Raw genomic sequence first — 16,910 nt, 5'->3', positions numbered from 1 at the left:
TCTCGCGCACGTCCGGGACGACTGGGTTCGGGAGAGGCGCCGGGCGCGGCGGAGGCGCCGGCTTCTTATCGTTTCCCACGCCATGTATCAAAGCACGAGCTTCGTGGCCAAGGCCGCGGTTTCGATCACAAGGCCTACGACCGCGACGGTGATGCCGCGATGAAGTTTGGTCACCCTCGATCGGTTGTAGGCGTAGTTCGCATCGTGGGCCAGGGCGGCGCTCCGAACCATGTGGTCCACTCCGGTGTTGTCTGGGTGGTCGAACCAAGCATCGATCTCAGCGGTTTGAAGGTCTTGACGGAAGCGCCGGGGGTAGAGCACGTATACGACGGCCAACCCCACGATAAGGAATCCACCGATCGCGGCCCAGCCGGTGGCAGTGAGTTCGCCATCTCGCGCGCTGAAGCCAAGCGCCGCCGCAACAATTGACGCGTAGCCGAGAAGGTTTCCGGCACGCTGCCGCGCTTCACGCACGCTCAGCATCTGTCGGTCGACCGATCGCCGGGACTCTTCCAGCATCAAGTCGAAGGCAGGGCGCCAGTCGTACTGGTTAGCCGCTCGGTTCCGGAACCATCGCACGTCGATCATTGTTCCAGCCCGCTTTGAGGCACCCGAAACGTTGGGCCGCGTTGCGACAAGAACTTCATACTTGCAGCAAATCGTCATTGGCACGGCGAGAACGGACGAGGCCGCAAGTGCGGGTTCCGCGCTGTGATCAACAAGTCAGACCCGAATGCCGGCATCGGCAATACGCTCGGGGCATGGTGGCTCCCGATCGGCAGTATCACTCCTTAGAGGACTTTCTCGCTTCGACGATGTCTCACATTGACGGTGTCCTCGACGACGGCTTCGGCTTTGGGTTTCCGGCCAAGGGCCGAGAGATCGACGCCGTCGTTCTCTTTGCTGACATCAGCGGCTTCTCTACCCGGACGCTCGAGATGTCGCCGGCCGAGACGTTGATCTACGTCCAGAACTTCTTTGCATGGGTCACGCAGGAGGCGTTGCACGGCCGTCCGGGCATTGTGGATAAATACATCGGCGACGAAGTGATGGTCGTCTACTCAAAGGAGTTCGGCTCCGAAGATCCGTTTGTCGACGCGGTACAGGCAGCGGCTGCCATGAGTCGCCGAGACGTGCACGCTTACCAACCTCACATGGGTATTGCGTCCGGGCCCGTGATTGTCGGATACGCCGGCACCCCGATGCGCTACAACGTTTCGGTGTTTGGTGCGCCAGTCGCACTGGCAGCGCGCTGCGCGGGAGTCCGCCAGCCGGAGGACTCGGAGCAGGTCATCTCGTCGACGATTGCGTTTCCGGCAGCCGACTGGGCGGACCGAGAGCTCGACCTCGTACTGCCGCCAGGTGCTGCGGGCAGCCCGCAGCCAGAATCGCGCATTTTCGAGCTTCAGGAAGCACGCGAGGTCCCGATGAAGGGTCTTGACATGGTCGAGATTCGTGAGATCTACAACACCGGCATGTGGATGCCGATGCAAGGCGCCGAGGAACGCGCCAAAGAATCCTTGGCGTACCTCGCCGAGCACGGCAGATACTGGCCTCGGTGGGACAACCCCCTGGGCTGAGCCGGATGATCTGGCGTGGAGGGGTGGTCCAGCCTTCACGCGGGACCTTCGCCCAACGGTCGAGCCGCACCGAACTCGGTCGGCGGGAGCCGGACCTTGACCAAGATGGACCGAGAAGCACGCCTTGCCCTTAGGTTCGATTTCGACTGATCCGCTTGCGTCATACCACCGCGTGACGGGCCTTCGTGTTTAGGGTTCCGTATGGACCAGACCGAGGCGGACTTGCGTTTCGGCAGGTTGCTCGCGAATCTCTCCGCAACCGTCCGTCTTCTCAGCGACGAGGGCCAAGACCATTGGTCATCTTGGATGGCAGAGGCACGCGCGGAGATCGCCGCCCACGACAGCCATGGCCTGACTCGGCTCCTCAGCGCGTACGGCGGGGCAGGCAGCTTCAACGACGTCTGGCTGCGTCCGAGGCTCCCGGACCAACGTCTCGAACAGGTCGACGCGCACTTCAGTCAATTGCGTTCAGCCTTGTACGACGACGCGTCTTCACTGCTTCGGGATCTCGAGCGACGCGACTAGTCACGCGGACTCCAGCCGACTTTCCCGGAACCGCTGGAGTCTGTCGCCGCTGGTGCGTCCTTCCGCCGCATATGCCCCACGGCTGCATTTACGCGGACCGAGCCGGCATGGCGGAGCGAGTCGCTTAGGACGTGCGGCGCTTCTTCCAATCCGGCGTGCTGGTGAGGGTCCTGGTTCGATCCGGCGGTTCGACCGTGCCGATGTACTCATCCGTGCGGTTGAGCACGTCGCGGTCCAGCATCTCGGTTGCGGCCTGGGTGTGTCCCTCAGCGAACGCGACCTTCAAGAGGTCCAGCTGGCATACCTCGTCGAAAGGGATCGCGGAGCACGCGATCTGCGCTGCGGCCCTGGCTGTCTCGAGGTCGCCTTCAGCCATGGTTCGCGCAACGACGAGGTGAGCGACGTCGGCTATTGCGGTCGCAGCGGTCTCGTGGATTCGGTTGTCGTCGTAGAGCCAACTCCATCCGTGGCCGCTCGGGAGGGCAAACGGTGGGCCGGTGACGAGATGGAGAGCGGCGAGCAAGTCGTCGAGTCCTTCGGCGCCGCGGGCGTGCCCGCGTGCTCTGAGGCGGCGAAACAACTCGAGGTCGACGAGGAGGTCGTCGACTTGGTAACCAGGGGTGCCGGTTTCTTGGTAGAGGCGGGACGCGTCGCCTGCGGGCAGGTGGGGGAGGCCAGTGATAGGGCTCGACCCGAGCCAGGCACGGAGATCCCTGACGTCATTGCGCATGCGCGATTCACTACGGCGAAACACCTCTGCGAGTTCTCGGGACACCACTCCTTCGGGGTGCAGGGCGATGTACGCGGCGAGTTCGAGCAGCACCGGCCGGCGCCGGTCGGAGGGAGCGGTCGGTCCGTGGGCAGACAGGGCCACCGGACCAAGGACGACGAGTTTGGGGAGACGGGACTCAGGGTCGCGCCACGCGGCGAGGTCGCGGTCGAGATCGGGGTCTGCCTCAAGCAGCTCGTCGGCCACCGGCTTCGGAATGATTGGCGCGAGCTCGGCGACGTCCTCGGCGGTAGTGGCGGCAGCGTCCACGTAGTCGCCGGTCTGCTGGGGTAGGAGAGAGCGAGCGCCGGCGGGCCCCGCGGGACGTGGCTGGACGAGGTGCTCGCGGACGGCTCCTGTCTGGTCGATGAGGGTCTGCAGGTCGTCGGTGGGGCGTTCGAAGACCGGGCTGGACACGGTCGGGGTCTGGCGGGCTGCGTCGACGATGGCAGCGCACGTTGTCGCCTCGGACGTCGTCAGTCCTGCCGCCTGCAGTCTCAGGTCCGACCCATCGATGCGGAGTCGATGCGCCGAGTCGACCTGCAGGGTCACTGCGGCGGACCCTGCGGACGTGACCAGTGCGACCACGGCGACGCCGAGCCGTTGCGCAGGGGCAGCGACGAGATCACGCAACTCACCGACGTCGATGCCGCTGGCGGCGATGATGACCCGGAAGGGGTCTGGATCTCCTGAATCGGCGGCGTGCGATACGCGGATCTGATCGACTAGCGCTCCGATGTCGACAGCCTCGGCGTGGTGGTGCAGGCGGAGGTCATCGAGCCCTTGTAGTTCCGCAGCGATGCCGACGGTGTGGACCTCCACGAGGACGGACCAGGGACTGAGCGCGAGCTCCGCAGCGAGGTGGCGGGCGAGGGCGTCCACCGGCTCCGTGTCACCGGTCAGGTCGACGGTGCCGAAATGCTCGAGGTTGAGCAGCTCGAGTGCGCCCGTGTCGCTCTGGCCGATGCTCACGAGCAGCGGGTACGGAGGTAGAGCGTCGATGTCCGGGACGTCGGCGTCGGTGATGAGCGTCCACCGCTTTTCGTTGCCGGACCACGGCGCCGGGAGGATGGCGGGCTCAGCCAGGTGGACGTCCAGCGTGTCGGCCGTCAGGGAGACGCGCTCGATCTTCGGGTGAGGTTCGGCGCGGCCGTCGAACTCAGCGGCCAGATGCCGCAGCGCGCGGTCGAGGAACTCCAGAGTGCCTGCGACGCCGACACTGACTTCGACGGCGGTCTTCTCGGTCGGCTGCATGTCGGTCGGCGTCGGCGCCAAGACCTGTCCCGGACGGCGGTAGCGCAGCTGGGCGCGCCGAAGTGCACGCAGCGCCAGGAACAGGCACCCCGCCAGCACCGTTCCGCCTGCCGCCAACCCGGGGACCAACCACCCCGACGAACCGGCCTCATCGGCCTCGGAGGCGGAAGAAGTGGATGACGGTGACGCGTCGACGACGCCCTCGATCGTCTGCTCGACCGATTGTGGGGAGCGGGTCGATGCCGCCTCATGGTGGGAGCCATCGGGGTGGGAGGGAACGGCGCGCTCCTGCGTTGGCGGCTTGCTTGCCGCGGGCTGACCCGTGGCCGGGAGGGCGAGCGTCCAGCCGGGGATGATCAGGTCGGGGTCGGTCAGGCGGCCGCCGTCGGGCTGCGCGATGTGTGTGGAGGCGTCGAGGATTTCGCGGTAGCGCGCCGGGTCGCCGAGTTCGCGGTCGGCGATGTCCCAGAGGGTGTCGCCTTCCTTGACCACGTAGCTGCGTGTTGACCGGTCGGCCTGGGTGTCGTCGAGTGTGGGGACGCGCAGTGTGAGCCCGATGGGGAGGAAGTCGGGCCGGCCGCCGAGGACGTCACGGTTGAGATCGACCAGCTCGGTGTAGCGGGTGCCGTCGCCGAGCACCCGCTGTGCGATCTTCCACAGGCTGTCGCCCCGTCTGGTCGTGTAGACGGTCGTGGGCGGAGGCGGCTTGACGTGTTCTGCTGCAGGCGGGTCGACTTCGCGCGGCGCCGACACGACAGGCGCGGCCGCGGGAGGGTCGCTGTCGGGCCGCGGGACCGGTACGGCGGCGTGAGTGGCCGGGACCGGCAGGGCGGGAACGGCCCCGGGTGTGGCGATGAAGGCCAAGGCGGCGACCGTCACGAGTTGACGGGCAGCGCGCTGCGGGAGGGCGAGCCCGGGCACCGCTGGGATTCGGAGGCCGCGGACCTGGGCGACGATCTCGGCCACCAGGCTGGCAGCGACGACAGCCCAAGCGATCCACACCGCGATGGTGAGCAGCAGCAGGGCCAGGGTGCCGTCGTCGCGGCGCGTGAGGATGCTGGGCAAGCCGGTGATGTCGCCGCCCGATGGGGTGGCTCCGATCGCGAGCAGGAGGACGGGGACGCCGGCAACGAAGGCGACGATGGCGAGGGTCGCGGCAATACCGTGGAGGCGTTGGCGGGTCATTGTTCGTTCCCTCTCATGGTGCGGACGAGTCGAGCTGACGCGTGGCCGGTCACGGGGAGGTCACCGATGCCGACGAGGCTCAGGAACTTGGGCCGGTACGTGTCGGCGACGCGGACGGTGATGGTGTCGCCGCCGTGAATCGACACCGACCCGCTCACCCCGGCAGCGGAGAGGAACCCTCGGGCTGCCGTTCGACCGCGGGAGGTGTCCACGGCGAGGTAGTGGCCTTCGGCGGCTGGTGCGGCGGATACGTGTTGCCCCCCGGCTCGGGCTGCCTGGGCGGCGAGGTTGTGGGCGCGTTGCTTGGCGTGGACTTGCCCGCCGAGGTCGACGGCCAGCCCGACCAGGATCGTCATCACGATGCTGGTGGCGACGAGCCACAGGCTGATCGAGCCGCGTTCGCGCCGGCGGTGGGTCATGAGCGTTCCGTCCAGGTGTCGATCGGGCTGGAGGTGTGTGCCCGGATGGTCCGGGCTCCGGGGACGCCGGGGACGGCCAGGTCCGAGAGGTCGACGCGGCAGGTGACGGTCACGTCGACGGAGCCGGGGTCGCCGACGCGTGTGGCGAAGCCGGAGACGTCGACCTCGACCGTGATCCGGGTGCAGTCGATCTGCTGGCTGGCCAGGCTGGCGCGGGCAGCGGCGTGCGCGTCGGTGCGGGCTTGGTCACCCGTGCGGGCGATCGACGCGGAGCGGGCGGCGTCCGCGGCGGCGGACTCGACGGCTCCATGGGCGGCGGCGGTGCGGCCGCCGAAGATGATCAGCCCGACGAACAGGATGAATGCCGGCAGCCCGATGACGGCCTCGATGGTGGCCGAGCCGTGCTCTGGACGCGCGGTCATGGCGCGGTCAGCCGTTCGACGGGCAGCGATGCCGACTGGCTGACGGTGGGCGACCAGCCGGGGATGACGCTGAGGCTCCGCCCTCGGACGGTCACCGAGACGGTGGTGGCCGAGCGGGTGGCGGTCGCCCGCGACGAAGTGAGGACGTCGCGACCGCCGGCGTCGGCGATGAATGCGGTGGCGGCGGTGACGCCGTCAGATGCGCGGCCGGTCTCGCTGGCGGCGGCGTGGGCGCCTTCTTGGGCAGCGGCGATCGCCACGGCGCGGGCGTGGTGGAACAGGGCGGCCTGCATGCCCAGGAACATCGCCGCGAACAGGGCGGGCAGCAGGATGATCAGCTCGACCGTGACCGAGCCGCGCTCGGCTTGCCGGTCAGCTGATCTGACCGGCTTGTGACTGGACATAGGCCCGGATGGCGGCGACGGCGATGGCGACGATCGCGATCACGGCGACCGCCCAGAGGACGTGCTCGGTGGTCACCGATCCGCGGTTGCGCCGGTGGTAGCGGTCCAGGCCGAGTTGAAGCATGAGCAGCACGCTGGTGAGTCGACTCATGGTGGGTGTTCCTTCCGTTGAGGGTCAGGTGTTGGTGAACATCCGCAGCAGGGCTGGGGTGACGAGCAGGGCCATGAAGATGACGCCGAGCAGGGAGCCGGGGATGGTCATGCGCTCGCCGATGGCGTTGGCTTCGGCGATCTCGTCGCCGAGCATGGCGGTGCGCATGGCGGCGGAGCGGGCGCGCAGGTTCGTGTAGACGGAGGCTCCTTCTTCGCCGGACAGGCGCATGATGTCGGCGAAGTCGTCCAGTTCGGGGAGCCCGAGTTCGTCGGCCAGCGCGTGGAGGGCGTCCCACGGGGGCTGGCCGGACCACCGCGATCGGGTGAGTTCTTCGCTGAGGCGGCGGAACACCCACGAGTCGCCAACGTTCGCGGCCGCTTCCATGGCTTGGCGCACCCCGGCGCCGTTGTTGCGCTCGAGGGCGACCAGGTCGATGTATGCGCCGAGCGCGCGGGAGAATTCGATGCGGGCCTTGCGGGCGTCGTCGACGGCGTTGTAGTTCGGCAGGAAGAACATCACGGCCGCCAGGACCAAGGACCCGAGCGCGGGGATCACGAACGGCAGGCCGAGCCCGAGCAGGTCGAACAGGAATGCCAGCAGCGGTGAGATGAGTAGGCCGAGGCCGGCGAAGGCGAGTTTGTCGCCGTAGAACCGGGCGACTGGAATCCGCAGCAACGCGAGCTCGCGCGTTGGAGTCCTGATCCACAGCGCTGGGGGGAGGTGCTTGATCGCCCACACGCCGATGCGTTCCTTGCCGCGAGGTGCGCCGCCGGCGTCGTCGCCGGCGCTGATCCGTCGCTGCGGTGAGAGCCGGTTGAGCGCGTCGACCAGGTCAGGCTCGGCGGGCAGCAACCGCGCAGTCAGCAGCACCAGTCCGAGGCTGATCAGCATGCCGGCGGCGAGCATGAGCTGCAGTCCGGTGGTCACGGCGCGACCCCGTCGGAGGTGGTGAGGAAGCGGGGCATCGGTCGGCCGATCGCCATCCGTTTCATCCACACGAGGGTGGCGACGTAGGCGGCGAGGAGCAGGACAAGGATGACCTGTCCGAGCGGGGATCGGTACGGCTCGACGTAGGTGCCCGAGATTGCCAGGACGACGAGCACGCCGACGCTGATCAGGGTGACCCAGCGGGCGGTGGCGCGGGGTTTGGCGCGGTCGGCTTCGATCTGGCGGCGTGCTCTTACGTCGGCGGCGACGGACTCGGCGAGTCCTTCCAGCACGCTGGCCAGTCCGGCGCCGCGGCGTTGCGCCCCGAGGATGAGGTTCGCGGCGACGAGGTCGCCGGTGGCGTCGTCGAGCTCGTCGGCGAAAGCGCGCAGGGCGTCCTCGGTCTTCCACCGGGCCCGCAACCGCGACACCAGACGGGTGACCTCTGGCTCGATGGCTGCCGGGGTCGAGCGCAGTGACGTGACCAGTGCTTGCTCGAGTCCGACGCCCACGGTGAGCACGCCGGCGAGGGTGCGGGTCCATTCCTCCATCGCCTCGAGCCGCACGATCCGCTGGTGCGCCGAAGACGACGAGAGCAGGACCGGGAGACCGACGAACGCGACCGGCGTCGCGACCAGCGCCAACACCCACCCGGTGATCGCGAACGCGAGCACGCCGGCGGCAACACCAGCGAGCAGCAGTCGCCGTGTCTGCTTGGACAGCCGCGGGGTCCGACGCGGTCGGGCCGGCCGGTCACCGTCCTCGCTCGGTCGTAGGCCGATGACCAGGCCGATCACGCCAGCGACGACGAGGGCGCCCGCGAGAGCGGGGATGAGCACGATCATGGCCGCACCTCCTGCTGCCCCAGGTAAGTCGCGAGATCGAACCCGTGGGCAGCCAGTGCCCGGTATCGGTCGGGCAGGACGGATGGGACGGCGACACCGTCCGGGCCGGGGGCGAAGACGTGGGTGGCGGCGTAGCCGGTTTCGCGTTCGCCCGGGTCGACCGCGATGATCTCGGCCACCTGCCGCCGTCGCCTGGGGCTGCCCTCGACGGTCTCGGTCGTCATGTCCAGATGGACGACGAGGTCGATGGTGGCGGCGAGTTTGCTGGTGGCCAGCTCGTGAGTGACGTGTGAGCCGGCTTCCATCGCGCAGGTGACGAGCTTGCGCAGCGCAGCGATGGCATCGGAGGCGTGGGTGGTGGAGATCGAGCCGGTGCCGGACTCCATCGCCTTGATCATGGCCCAGATCTCGCGGCCGCGGACCTCGCCGACGATCTGGCGCTGCAGGTTGAACCGGAACGAATCCACCAAGGCCTCGTCGAGAGTGAACTCGCCAGCTTGTCGCCCGTCCAAGCCTCGCTCGCCGGACCCGGGTCGGGCTTCCCAGGGGTGCACGATGCGGTGCCGGTCGGGGAGCTCGTGCAGGTGCAGCTCGTACTCGGTCTCGAAGGTGCCGATGGCTTCCAGCGGGTCGATCTCGGCGCACAGCGCGCGGACCAGGGTGGTCTTGCCGGCGCCTTGGCCGCCGGAGACGACGATGCTCTTGCGTGCCCGGACCGCGGCCCGCAGGAATGACGCCGCCACGGGGGTGAGCATGTCCCGGTCGACCAGGTCGTCCAAGGTGACCTGCATCAGCCGGTGCCGGCGGATGACTACCGAGGGTCGCGGTGTCACCCACGCTGCGGCGGCGAGTCGTGAGCCGCCGTCGAGGCGCAGGTGCAGACGCGGCTGGGCTTCGGAGAACCCGCGTGCGTTGACCTCGCTACGAGACGCGAGGAACACGAGGAAATCGATCAGCTCCTCATCGGAGTCCGCCACGGGTGGACCCTCGAGGAGACTGCCATCGATGAGTTCGAGCAGGACCCGGTCGTGACCGGTGATGACGATGTTCTCGACCCGGTCGTCGTCCACCAGCGGCTGCAGCCGGCCGAGTCTGAACAGGGAGTCGAACACGGCGCGGGCTGTCGCGTCCTGCTCGATCGGGGTCATCGTCGCCGTGCCGTCGTTGACCCGATCGGTCAGCGTCGATTCGATCAGGTCCAGCACGATAGCCCGGCCGAGTTCCTGCTGCGCTGCCTGAGGCAGCCGGCCGCGGTCGGACGCCACGGCCTGGCTGAGTCGATCGGATGCCTGGGCCCGCAACGTCGCGACGAGTGGCCAGTCGACGGGGACGGCGCTCGCCGCGCCGGAGGTGTGCAGTGGCAGGGTCTGATGGCCGTTTCGCCCGGCGGGCACACTCAGCAGGGGCAGTGGGGTGGCGAACAGCGGCAAGTCGAGAAGCTCGGCGGCCAGACCGTCGGTGGGTTCAGTCGTCATCGCGCTGCTCCTTCGACGAGGTCGAGACGCTGGGCGCGGACGACCGCATGGACCGCGGCGACCGCTGCGTTCAAGCTGCGCACCAAGGGAGCGGAGTCGAACTTGGGCGATGGCGGTGCCCCTCGGTGGAGGACCGCCGCGGCCTCCGGGTCGTCGGCGAGCGTCGCGAGGACCGGGAGTTTCACTGCCGCCGTGACCTCGCGCGCGCGGTACGGGTCGCCCTCGCCGACGAGGAGCAGTCGCGGTTCGCGCCAGTGGACGAGCGACCGGGCGACGGCATCGCCCCACGACCGGGTGGCCGACAGCGCAGGCAGTGAAGTCCTAGTCGCGATCAGGACGAGGTCGGCGCTGTCCAGCAGGGGAGTGGGGGAGCCGGTCAGTCCGAGCCGTCCGACGTCGATGATGACGTCTTGACCTGTCGACTCGAGATCTCCGAGGACGACCGACAGCGGCTCCCAGAGGTCCCGCAACGCGGCGGCTTGGGTGTGAGATCTGGTGCCGGCGACGAACGAGACGGGCGTGTCGTCGATCGGCTCGGCAACCTCGGCGAGGCTGCCGGCAAGATCCGTGCCGGTGAGTGCCAACTCGACGACGCCCGCGCGGTATTCGCGGGTGCCCCGGAAATAGCCGGCCAGCAGACCGGACCCACCGGTCGGGTCGGCCTCCACCAGCAACACCGGACGCGGCCAGCACAACGCCAACCCCAGGCAAGTCGTCGTCACGCCGGGCGACCCCGACGCGGAAGCGAGCGCGAGGACCGCCATCTCACCGCTCCCGACTGTCCAGAACGATGGCGACATTGCCGGTCGCCGCTCGCGCAGCCAGCGTGGCCGCCTCACCTTCGGCGACCTGCACATCCACGACCAGCTGGCCAGTCTCCTCGGAGTAACGGGTACCCACGACCTCGGCCGTACTGAAGGCAGGGCTCTGAGCGGGCGCCGCCTCCCCGGCCGCGGGTGTGACGACGACGCGAACGTTGTCGCCGACCTGCAGCGGTTCCGACGGCGCCTGGGCCGGCGTGACCGCGACACCAACGACCGACGCACCGTCAGCCGGGACGACGGTCACAGCCATCGCGCTTCGGGTGACCAGGCCGCCTTCGGCGATGTCGAGTGCGGCGCGTTTGCCGACCACCGAGTCCAGGGCCGCGCCCGGGAGCGGGTCCAGCGCCGGGTCGGTACTGATCTGCACCCGGGCCAGGTCGTCGGCCTCGATCACCGAACCACGGGCGATGTCGGCTCGGGCCACCAGCACCTCGGTGCTGTTCGTGGTCGCGGTCCAGGCCCACGCTCCGAGGAGCCCGCCCAGGCCGATCAGGATGACGGCGGTTGCGACCAGCCCCGGTCGGCGCCTCAGCTTTGGTGGGGGAGCGAGCGGGGGCCCGGCCGGACCGCCCGGCCCGTGGTCGACGGTCCTGTCGTCTCGAACGGCTGTACTCATGTTCACTGCCCTTCACCCCGGAGGCTCGCTACTGCACGAGCACCTGCGCTTCGCCGACGGCCACGCGGACCGACCTCTCCAAGCCGTCCAGGCGGATCACTCCGCTCTGGCCGGCGCCCTCCCACGACACGACCCACACCGACATCGCGGTGACCGTGAACCTGTCATCGGGCAGACCACCACTCGACGTCTCGTAGGTGTGACCGCACGTCGGCGACTTCGACTTCCCGAACGCCGCCTTGTAGACCGTGCCCTTGTTCCGGCACGTGATCTTCGTTCCGTCGCCCATGTCCCAGCGGATGCTCTCCACCCGCGCGGTCGCCGTGACCGTGATGCCGCCCGCCGATGCGGTCGCCGTGATCGGGCCCCAGCTGTTCTCGGTCGGGTCGGCCACCCACATCCACACCGGCATCCCCACGATCCCGATCCGGTCCGGCCCAGGCTCGGGCACGATCCCGATATCGATCGCCCGCAGTCCCATTCGGTCCACGGCGATCTGGGCGACCTCTCTCGGCGTCGGACCCGCGCCCGAGTTCACCGGCGGAGTCGCCGACCAGACCTGGATCTGCAGATCAGTCTGCGGCTGCCAGCACTCATAGACGTTGCCCTCGCCCGGCTCGTGACCCTGCCACGCCGGATCGCCGGCGACCGGTTGCGGATCGGCGAGACGGACATAGCAGTTCAGGCCGTTCGACCAGTACCCAAAGTCGGTGCTACACGGCACCGGCCCAGGAGGAGGCTTCGAGATTCCGCTCTTGGTCCCATCCCAGTAGCAACTGGCGCCCGAACCTGAGTCCTTCGGACCTTCTCCAGTGTCACCGGGGTCGCTCGGTTCAGACGGTACCTCGACCGTCACCAAGCACTCACCGCTCTCGGGGTCGACCACTTGGCATTCCGGTGCAGCGACTGAAGCCGAGAAGCCGAGCGCACAAACGCAAGAGGCAGTCAGGAGGCAGAGGACGATGTCGATCAGAGCGCGGCGCATGGCGTTCGCTCGATGTCCTGGCCCGAGGCAACTCGCCACGCACCATCGGGATCTGACTCCCACTCGTAGTTCGCAACCGTGTACCTGATCCAACCCGTCTCGGGCCGATCGGCACTCACGACGGACTGGCCGTCTTCGTTGACCAGGTCTACATCGCTGACGTCGTAACAGACATCGATCTGCACGACGGGAACCTTGCCGGCCTGTGGATCAGAGTTGTCGAGGTTGATGTTCCGAACCTTCAACTCGGCGATCCTCGTCTCACCGGTCTGATGGACGCGGTCGCGACGGGCCTTCTCGAAGAGCCGTTGCTGGGCAGTGAGTTCCGTACTGACGGCGATCCTCTTCAAGGCCCCGAATGACTGGCTCGGGTCCTGACGGAGGCGATTGCGGACTGCGAAGTACTCGCGGAGCTTCGCCTCCGCCACTGACGCGGCCTGCTGAGACTCGGTTGGTGGCGTCGTGGCGGACGAAGGGGACGTCGTCGAGGTCGAGTCGCTCGTCGCGGGGTCGCCATTGTCGTCCGAGCACGCTGCGAGAGCGACGAACAGCAGTGCTGCCGTCGCCAGAATTCGCATGCGTTGTGCGATCGTCATGGCCCCCGATGCCTGCCTTCCCCCTCCGTCGATGCGCGGGGGATGCAGATGACGTGGTCGCCGACGGCCGGTGAGAACGCCATCACGATCTATTGAGTCACTGGTGGAGGACCAGATGCAACTGTCTTCCATCGTCCATTCCGCCTCCCGAAGTCGATGTCCTGCTGCCTAGGTGTGCCGCAGTTTCCGAACGCCCCCTGCCGCTGGGGTGTTCGCGACGGGTGTTTGGAGGGTTACACGTCTGGCAACTGAGGTGATCTCAGTGCGGGTCGATCTGTGGATAACTCGGTCTGTACAGGGTCTGTGGATCATCGGACGCACCTTGATCGAGCGGGAGGTGCGTTCACGGTGACGGTGTCGATGAAGGTCATGTCGGCCGGTGACGGCTACAAGTACCTGCTCAAGTCCGTCGTCTCAGGGGACGGGAATCGGGACCTTTCGACTCCGATGACGCGCTACTACACCGAGGCCGGCACGCCGCCAGGACGATGGCTGGGATCCGGGCTGCGCGCGCTCGGTGGCGGAGAGCTGAGCGTCGGTGATCCGGTTGCTGCGGACCAGCTGGCGTTGCTGATGGGTGCTGGACGCGACCCGATCACCGGTGAGCCTCTCGGGCGTCCGTTCCGAAGCTTCACATCCGTCGGGGAGCGGGTGATGTCGCGGGTCGCTGCACTCAGCACCGGATTGTCGGAGGCTCAACGTGTCGAGACGATCGCCCGCATCGAGGTCGAGGAGCAGACCCTGGGGGAGCGCCGCGCGGTCGCTGGCTTCGACTTGACGTTCAGCGTTCCCAAGTCGGTCTCGGTCTTGTGGGGCGTGGCTGACGAGGGAACTCAGGCGCTTCTCGTTCAGGCGCATCACGCGGCCGTGGACGAGGTGATGGACCTGCTCGAGCGAGAGATCGCGGGCACGCGCGTGGGCCGTAACGCCGGGCAGGGGGCCGTCGCACAGGCCGACATCGTCGGGGTCGTCGCGGCTTCGTTCGATCACTGGGATTCTCGGCTCGGCGACCCGCAGCTGCACACCCATGTCGTGATCTCGAACAAGGTCAAGACCGCCATCGATGGCAAGTGGCGCAGTCTCGACAGTCGGGCCTTGCACGCGGGAGTGGTCGCGTTGTCGGAGCAGTACAACGCCGTACTGGCCGACCGAGTGACCCGCCTATTCGGGATCGAATGGGAGCAGCGTGTACGGGGCAAGGACCGCAACCCGTCCTGGGAGCTCGCATTCGTGCCCGAGCGGTTGATCCTTGCGTTCTCTAACCGGGCCCGTGCGATCGAGATCGAGAAGGACCGGCTCATCGACGACTACGTCGCCGCGCATGGACAGCGCCCGTCGCGCAGGACCGTCATCCGCCTGCGAGCCCAAGCCACCCTCTCGACCAGGCCCGAGAAGCAGGTTCGCTCGCTGGCCGACCTCACCGACGAGTGGCGCAGCAGGGCCGACGAGATCCTCGACCAGAGCTCGCTGGACTGGGCACGACGCGTCGCTGGCGGTCGATCGCCGTCTCGGACGCTCCGTGCTGATGACATGGGCCTCGACGTGGCCAACATGCTGGGCGAGATCGTAATCGGGGCGGTCAGTGAGAAGCGTGCGACATGGCGGCGCTGGAACTTGTGGGCCGAGGCGTCCCGTCAGACGATGGGCTGGCGGTTCGCCAGCGCCGTCGATCGCGAGGCGGTCGTCGGGATGATCGTCGACGCGGCCGAACTGTGCTCGCTCAGGGTCACCCCGTCCGAGCTGGCGGCGAGTCCGGCGATGTTCACCCGGCACGACGGCACCTCGCGGTTCCGACCACGGCACTCGATCATCTACACGTCGACCGAGCTCCTCGCCGCCGAAGACCGACTCCTCGCTCGCTCCCGCGACACGACCGCCCCAATCGTCGGTCTGGACGTGATCGATCGACTCGCTCGCCAGAGGTATAGCGGCGCGCGGCTGAGCGAAGAGCAGGCGCAGGCCCTGGCGCGGATCGTCGGCTCCGGCCGACGACTGGACCTACTCATCGGCCCGGCCGGTGCTGGCAAGACGACCGCCATGCATGCCCTTCGACGGGCCTGGCAGACCGAGCGCGGCAAGGACAGCGTGGTCGGATTGGCGCCCAGCGCCGTCGCCTCCCAGGTCCTCGCCGACGACTTGGGCATTGCGTGCGAGAACACGGTCAAGTGGCTCCACGAGTACGACCACGACCGGACCGAATTCCACGCGGGCCAGCTCGTCATCATCGACGAGGCCACCCTCGCCGGCACCCTCACACTCGACCGCATCACCGGACTGGCCGAAGCGGCCGGCGCGAAGGTTCTGCTCGTTGGCGACTGGGCCCAGCTCCAATCGGTCGACGCTGGGGGTGCGTTCAGTCTGCTCGCTGGCTCGTGCGCCGACGCTCCCGAACTCACCGAGATCCACCGCTTCACCCACGACTGGGAGAAGGCGGCCTCCCGCGAGTTGCGCTTTGGCCATCCGACCGTGCTCGACACCTACATCCGCCACCGCCGGATCCACGAAGGCTCCACCGATTCGATGATTGACACTGCCTACATCGCTTGGCGCGCCGACGTCCGTGCCGGCCGCGAGAGCATCCTCGTCACGGAGTCCACCAGCTCGATGATCGACTTGAACACCCGCGCCCGAGCCGAACGGATCCTCGACGGCGACACCGACTCGAGCCATGAAGTGCGGCTCGGCGATGGGACCCGCGCCTCGGCCGGTGACCTGATCATCACCCGCGCCAATGACCGGCGCCTGACATCAACACGTGGTGGTTGGGTCCGCAACGGCGACCGCTGGCGTGTGCTGGCCGTCGGTCGCGACGGCTCATTGCAGGTCGAACGGGACGACGCCCGGCGTGGCGGGTCGATCACATTGCCAGCCGCATATGTCGCCGAGAACGTTGACCTCGGCTATGCCGTCACCGCCCACCGCGCCCAGGGCCTCACCGTCGACACTGCGCACGTCGTGGTCACCAACTCGACCACCCGCGAGAACCTCTACGTCTCCATGACCCGCGGCCGTGACACCAACACCGCCTACGTCGGCCTCGACCGACCCGACGACAGCCACACCCCACTCGCGGACTCGGAGGTTTCCGGTAGGTCCGTGCTCCATGGCGTGCTGCTGCACAGCGGCGCCGAGCTCTCCGCGCACCAGATGATCGAGGCCGAGCAAGAGCAATGGACATCGATCGCCCAGATGGCCGCCGAATACGAAACCATCGCCGTCGTCGCCCAACGTGACCGCTGGATCGGTCTCTTCGCTTGTGCGGGCCTCACCTGCGAGCAGGTCGACCGTCTGCTTGGCTCGGACTCCTTTGGTCCGCTATCCGCCGAACTGCGCCGGGCAGAAGCCAACGACCTGAACCTCGAGACCGAACTCCCCAGACTCATCGCTCAACGACCACTGGACGATGCGCTCGACGTCGGCGCCGTGCTCATTACTCGTCTGCAGGCTGCGACCGACGCCACGACTCGGCGGCATCGGCCAGATCACTCGCGTCGCCTTGTGGCCGGGTTTATCCCTCAGGCGAACGGCCCGATGGCACCGGACATGGCCGAAGCCCTCACCCAGCGCCAAGACCTCATCGAGACTCGCGCCACCGCGCTCGCCGCGGCTGCGCTCGCCCGCCAGGACCGTTGGCTGCGACGGCTCGGCACGCCGCCCACAGAGGGCACGCGGCGCGACCGGTGGCTACATGAGGTGGCCACCGTCGCCGCATACCGCGATCGGTATGGGATAGCCGGGGAATCAGTCCGGGGTGACGTCCTTACCGACGCTCAGGCCCATGACTTTGTCAGTACCGAAGGAGCCATGAGGCGAGCGCGCTGGATTGCTGCCGGAGCCGATGAATCAGCAGCCGCCCGAGACGTCCATGAGACCGGTGTCCAGCGGGTCTGAAAGGACGTGTCCCACGCTGGGCCGTAGATACTCGAGCGC

At 68.0% G+C, this 16,910-nt stretch carries 16 protein-coding genes; 3 read left to right on the top strand and 13 right to left on the bottom strand.

Going from position 1 to position 16,910, the window contains the following annotated elements:
* Positions 1-87 precede the first annotated feature (87 nt).
* Positions 88-588: a hypothetical protein gene (locus tag ACK99Q_RS13880; protein ID WP_410186706.1), complete on the bottom strand. Its 501-nt coding sequence runs from the start codon at positions 586-588 to the stop codon at positions 88-90.
* Between the two features lie 173 nt (positions 589-761).
* Here ACK99Q_RS13880 and ACK99Q_RS13875 point away from each other — a divergent pair, with 173 nt between their 5' ends.
* Both ACK99Q_RS13875 and ACK99Q_RS13870 read left to right on the top strand, forming a co-directional pair.
* Complete coding sequence (locus ACK99Q_RS13875) at positions 762-1,580, top strand: adenylate/guanylate cyclase domain-containing protein (protein ID WP_410186705.1); 819 nt, start codon at positions 762-764, stop codon at positions 1,578-1,580.
* 201 nt (positions 1,581-1,781) lie between these two features.
* Positions 1,782-2,105 carry a DUF6966 domain-containing protein gene (locus tag ACK99Q_RS13870; RefSeq protein WP_410186704.1) on the top strand — a complete coding sequence of 108 codons (324 nt, stop codon included), beginning with the start codon at positions 1,782-1,784 and terminating at the stop codon, positions 2,103-2,105.
* Between the two features lie 124 nt (positions 2,106-2,229).
* Here the strand turns inward: ACK99Q_RS13870 and ACK99Q_RS13865 are convergent, their stop codons facing one another.
* From ACK99Q_RS13865 to ACK99Q_RS13810, 12 genes are read right to left on the bottom strand one after another with little or no spacing between them, the layout of a single operon-like run.
* Positions 2,230-5,313 carry a LysM peptidoglycan-binding domain-containing protein gene (locus tag ACK99Q_RS13865; RefSeq protein WP_410186703.1) on the bottom strand — a complete coding sequence of 1,028 codons (3,084 nt, stop codon included), beginning with the start codon at positions 5,311-5,313 and terminating at the stop codon, positions 2,230-2,232.
* The gene (locus tag ACK99Q_RS13860) at positions 5,310-5,732 is read right to left on the bottom strand and encodes a pilus assembly protein TadG-related protein (RefSeq protein ID WP_410186702.1); all 423 of its coding nucleotides are present in this window, start codon (positions 5,730-5,732) and stop codon (positions 5,310-5,312) included. The genes ACK99Q_RS13865 and ACK99Q_RS13860 overlap by 4 nt, the downstream gene beginning before the upstream one ends.
* Complete coding sequence (locus tag ACK99Q_RS13855) at positions 5,729-6,154, bottom strand: TadE family protein (RefSeq protein ID WP_410186701.1); 426 nt, start codon at positions 6,152-6,154, stop codon at positions 5,729-5,731. The genes ACK99Q_RS13860 and ACK99Q_RS13855 overlap by 4 nt, the downstream gene beginning before the upstream one ends.
* Positions 6,151-6,558 (bottom strand): TadE/TadG family type IV pilus assembly protein, encoded by a 408-nt coding sequence (locus ACK99Q_RS13850; protein ID WP_410186700.1) that lies wholly within the window; start codon positions 6,556-6,558, stop codon positions 6,151-6,153. The genes ACK99Q_RS13855 and ACK99Q_RS13850 overlap by 4 nt, the downstream gene beginning before the upstream one ends.
* A complete protein-coding gene (locus tag ACK99Q_RS13845; protein ID WP_410186699.1) occupies positions 6,527-6,709 on the bottom strand; it encodes a hypothetical protein in 183 nt (60 codons plus the stop codon). Before ACK99Q_RS13845 ends, ACK99Q_RS13850 begins: the two co-directional genes overlap by 32 nt.
* A 24-nt stretch (positions 6,710-6,733) precedes the next feature.
* Positions 6,734-7,639 (bottom strand): type II secretion system F family protein, encoded by a 906-nt coding sequence (locus tag ACK99Q_RS13840; RefSeq protein ID WP_410186698.1) that lies wholly within the window; start codon positions 7,637-7,639, stop codon positions 6,734-6,736.
* Complete coding sequence (locus ACK99Q_RS13835; RefSeq protein WP_410186697.1) at positions 7,636-8,484, bottom strand: type II secretion system F family protein; 849 nt, start codon at positions 8,482-8,484, stop codon at positions 7,636-7,638. Before ACK99Q_RS13835 ends, ACK99Q_RS13840 begins: the two co-directional genes overlap by 4 nt.
* Complete coding sequence (locus ACK99Q_RS13830; protein ID WP_410186696.1) at positions 8,481-9,959, bottom strand: CpaF family protein; 1,479 nt, start codon at positions 9,957-9,959, stop codon at positions 8,481-8,483. The genes ACK99Q_RS13835 and ACK99Q_RS13830 overlap by 4 nt, the downstream gene beginning before the upstream one ends.
* Entirely contained in the window at positions 9,956-10,723 is a 768-nt protein-coding gene (locus ACK99Q_RS13825; RefSeq protein ID WP_410186695.1) for a hypothetical protein, read from the bottom strand. Before ACK99Q_RS13825 ends, ACK99Q_RS13830 begins: the two co-directional genes overlap by 4 nt.
* 1 nt (position 10,724) lies before the next feature.
* Positions 10,725-11,399: an SAF domain-containing protein gene (locus ACK99Q_RS13820; protein WP_410186694.1), complete on the bottom strand. Its 675-nt coding sequence runs from the start codon at positions 11,397-11,399 to the stop codon at positions 10,725-10,727.
* A gap of 28 nt (positions 11,400-11,427) precedes the next feature.
* Positions 11,428-12,384 carry a hypothetical protein gene (locus tag ACK99Q_RS13815; protein ID WP_410186693.1) on the bottom strand — a complete coding sequence of 319 codons (957 nt, stop codon included), beginning with the start codon at positions 12,382-12,384 and terminating at the stop codon, positions 11,428-11,430.
* Positions 12,369-12,980, bottom strand: a complete 612-nt coding sequence (locus tag ACK99Q_RS13810; RefSeq protein ID WP_410186692.1) for a hypothetical protein — start codon at positions 12,978-12,980, stop codon at positions 12,369-12,371. Before ACK99Q_RS13810 ends, ACK99Q_RS13815 begins: the two co-directional genes overlap by 16 nt.
* A gap of 348 nt (positions 12,981-13,328) precedes the next feature.
* On the opposite strand from ACK99Q_RS13810, the gene mobF reads away from it, so the two are divergent.
* Positions 13,329-16,871 (top strand): MobF family relaxase, encoded by a 3,543-nt coding sequence (gene mobF / locus ACK99Q_RS13805; protein WP_410186691.1) that lies wholly within the window; start codon positions 13,329-13,331, stop codon positions 16,869-16,871.
* The last annotated feature ends 39 nt before the right edge of the window (positions 16,872-16,910 follow it).

This window comes from Aeromicrobium sp. MLTX1 (assembly GCF_046452335.1).
In the GTDB taxonomy this organism is placed as follows: Bacteria; Actinomycetota; Actinomycetes; order Propionibacteriales; family Nocardioidaceae; genus Aeromicrobium.
This window is presented reverse-complemented; position numbering and strand designations above follow the sequence as displayed.

Bases quoted from the DNA above. Each gene is read 5' to 3' on its own strand.
- ACK99Q_RS13835 (WP_410186697.1), bottom strand. From the start codon at position 8,484: ATGATCGTGCTCATCCCCGCTCTCGCGGGCGCCCTCGTCGTCGCTGGC.
- ACK99Q_RS13865 (WP_410186703.1), bottom strand. From the start codon at position 5,313: ATGACCCGCCAACGCCTCCACGGTATTGCCGCGACCCTCGCCATCGTC.
- ACK99Q_RS13855 (WP_410186701.1), bottom strand. From the start codon at position 6,154: ATGACCGCGCGTCCAGAGCACGGCTCGGCCACCATCGAGGCCGTCATC.
- ACK99Q_RS13860 (WP_410186702.1), bottom strand. From the start codon at position 5,732: ATGACCCACCGCCGGCGCGAACGCGGCTCGATCAGCCTGTGGCTCGTC.
- ACK99Q_RS13845 (WP_410186699.1), bottom strand. From the start codon at position 6,709: ATGAGTCGACTCACCAGCGTGCTGCTCATGCTTCAACTCGGCCTGGAC.
- ACK99Q_RS13815 (WP_410186693.1), bottom strand. From the start codon at position 12,384: ATGCGCCGCGCTCTGATCGACATCGTCCTCTGCCTCCTGACTGCCTCT.
- ACK99Q_RS13870 (WP_410186704.1), top strand. From the start codon at position 1,782: ATGGACCAGACCGAGGCGGACTTGCGTTTCGGCAGGTTGCTCGCGAAT.
- ACK99Q_RS13830 (WP_410186696.1), bottom strand. From the start codon at position 9,959: ATGACGACTGAACCCACCGACGGTCTGGCCGCCGAGCTTCTCGACTTG.
- ACK99Q_RS13820 (WP_410186694.1), bottom strand. From the start codon at position 11,399: ATGAGTACAGCCGTTCGAGACGACAGGACCGTCGACCACGGGCCGGGC.
- ACK99Q_RS13810 (WP_410186692.1), bottom strand. From the start codon at position 12,980: ATGACGATCGCACAACGCATGCGAATTCTGGCGACGGCAGCACTGCTG.
- ACK99Q_RS13850 (WP_410186700.1), bottom strand. From the start codon at position 6,558: ATGTCCAGTCACAAGCCGGTCAGATCAGCTGACCGGCAAGCCGAGCGC.
- ACK99Q_RS13875 (WP_410186705.1), top strand. From the start codon at position 762: ATGGTGGCTCCCGATCGGCAGTATCACTCCTTAGAGGACTTTCTCGCT.
- ACK99Q_RS13825 (WP_410186695.1), bottom strand. From the start codon at position 10,723: ATGGCGGTCCTCGCGCTCGCTTCCGCGTCGGGGTCGCCCGGCGTGACG.
- ACK99Q_RS13880 (WP_410186706.1), bottom strand. From the start codon at position 588: ATGATCGACGTGCGATGGTTCCGGAACCGAGCGGCTAACCAGTACGAC.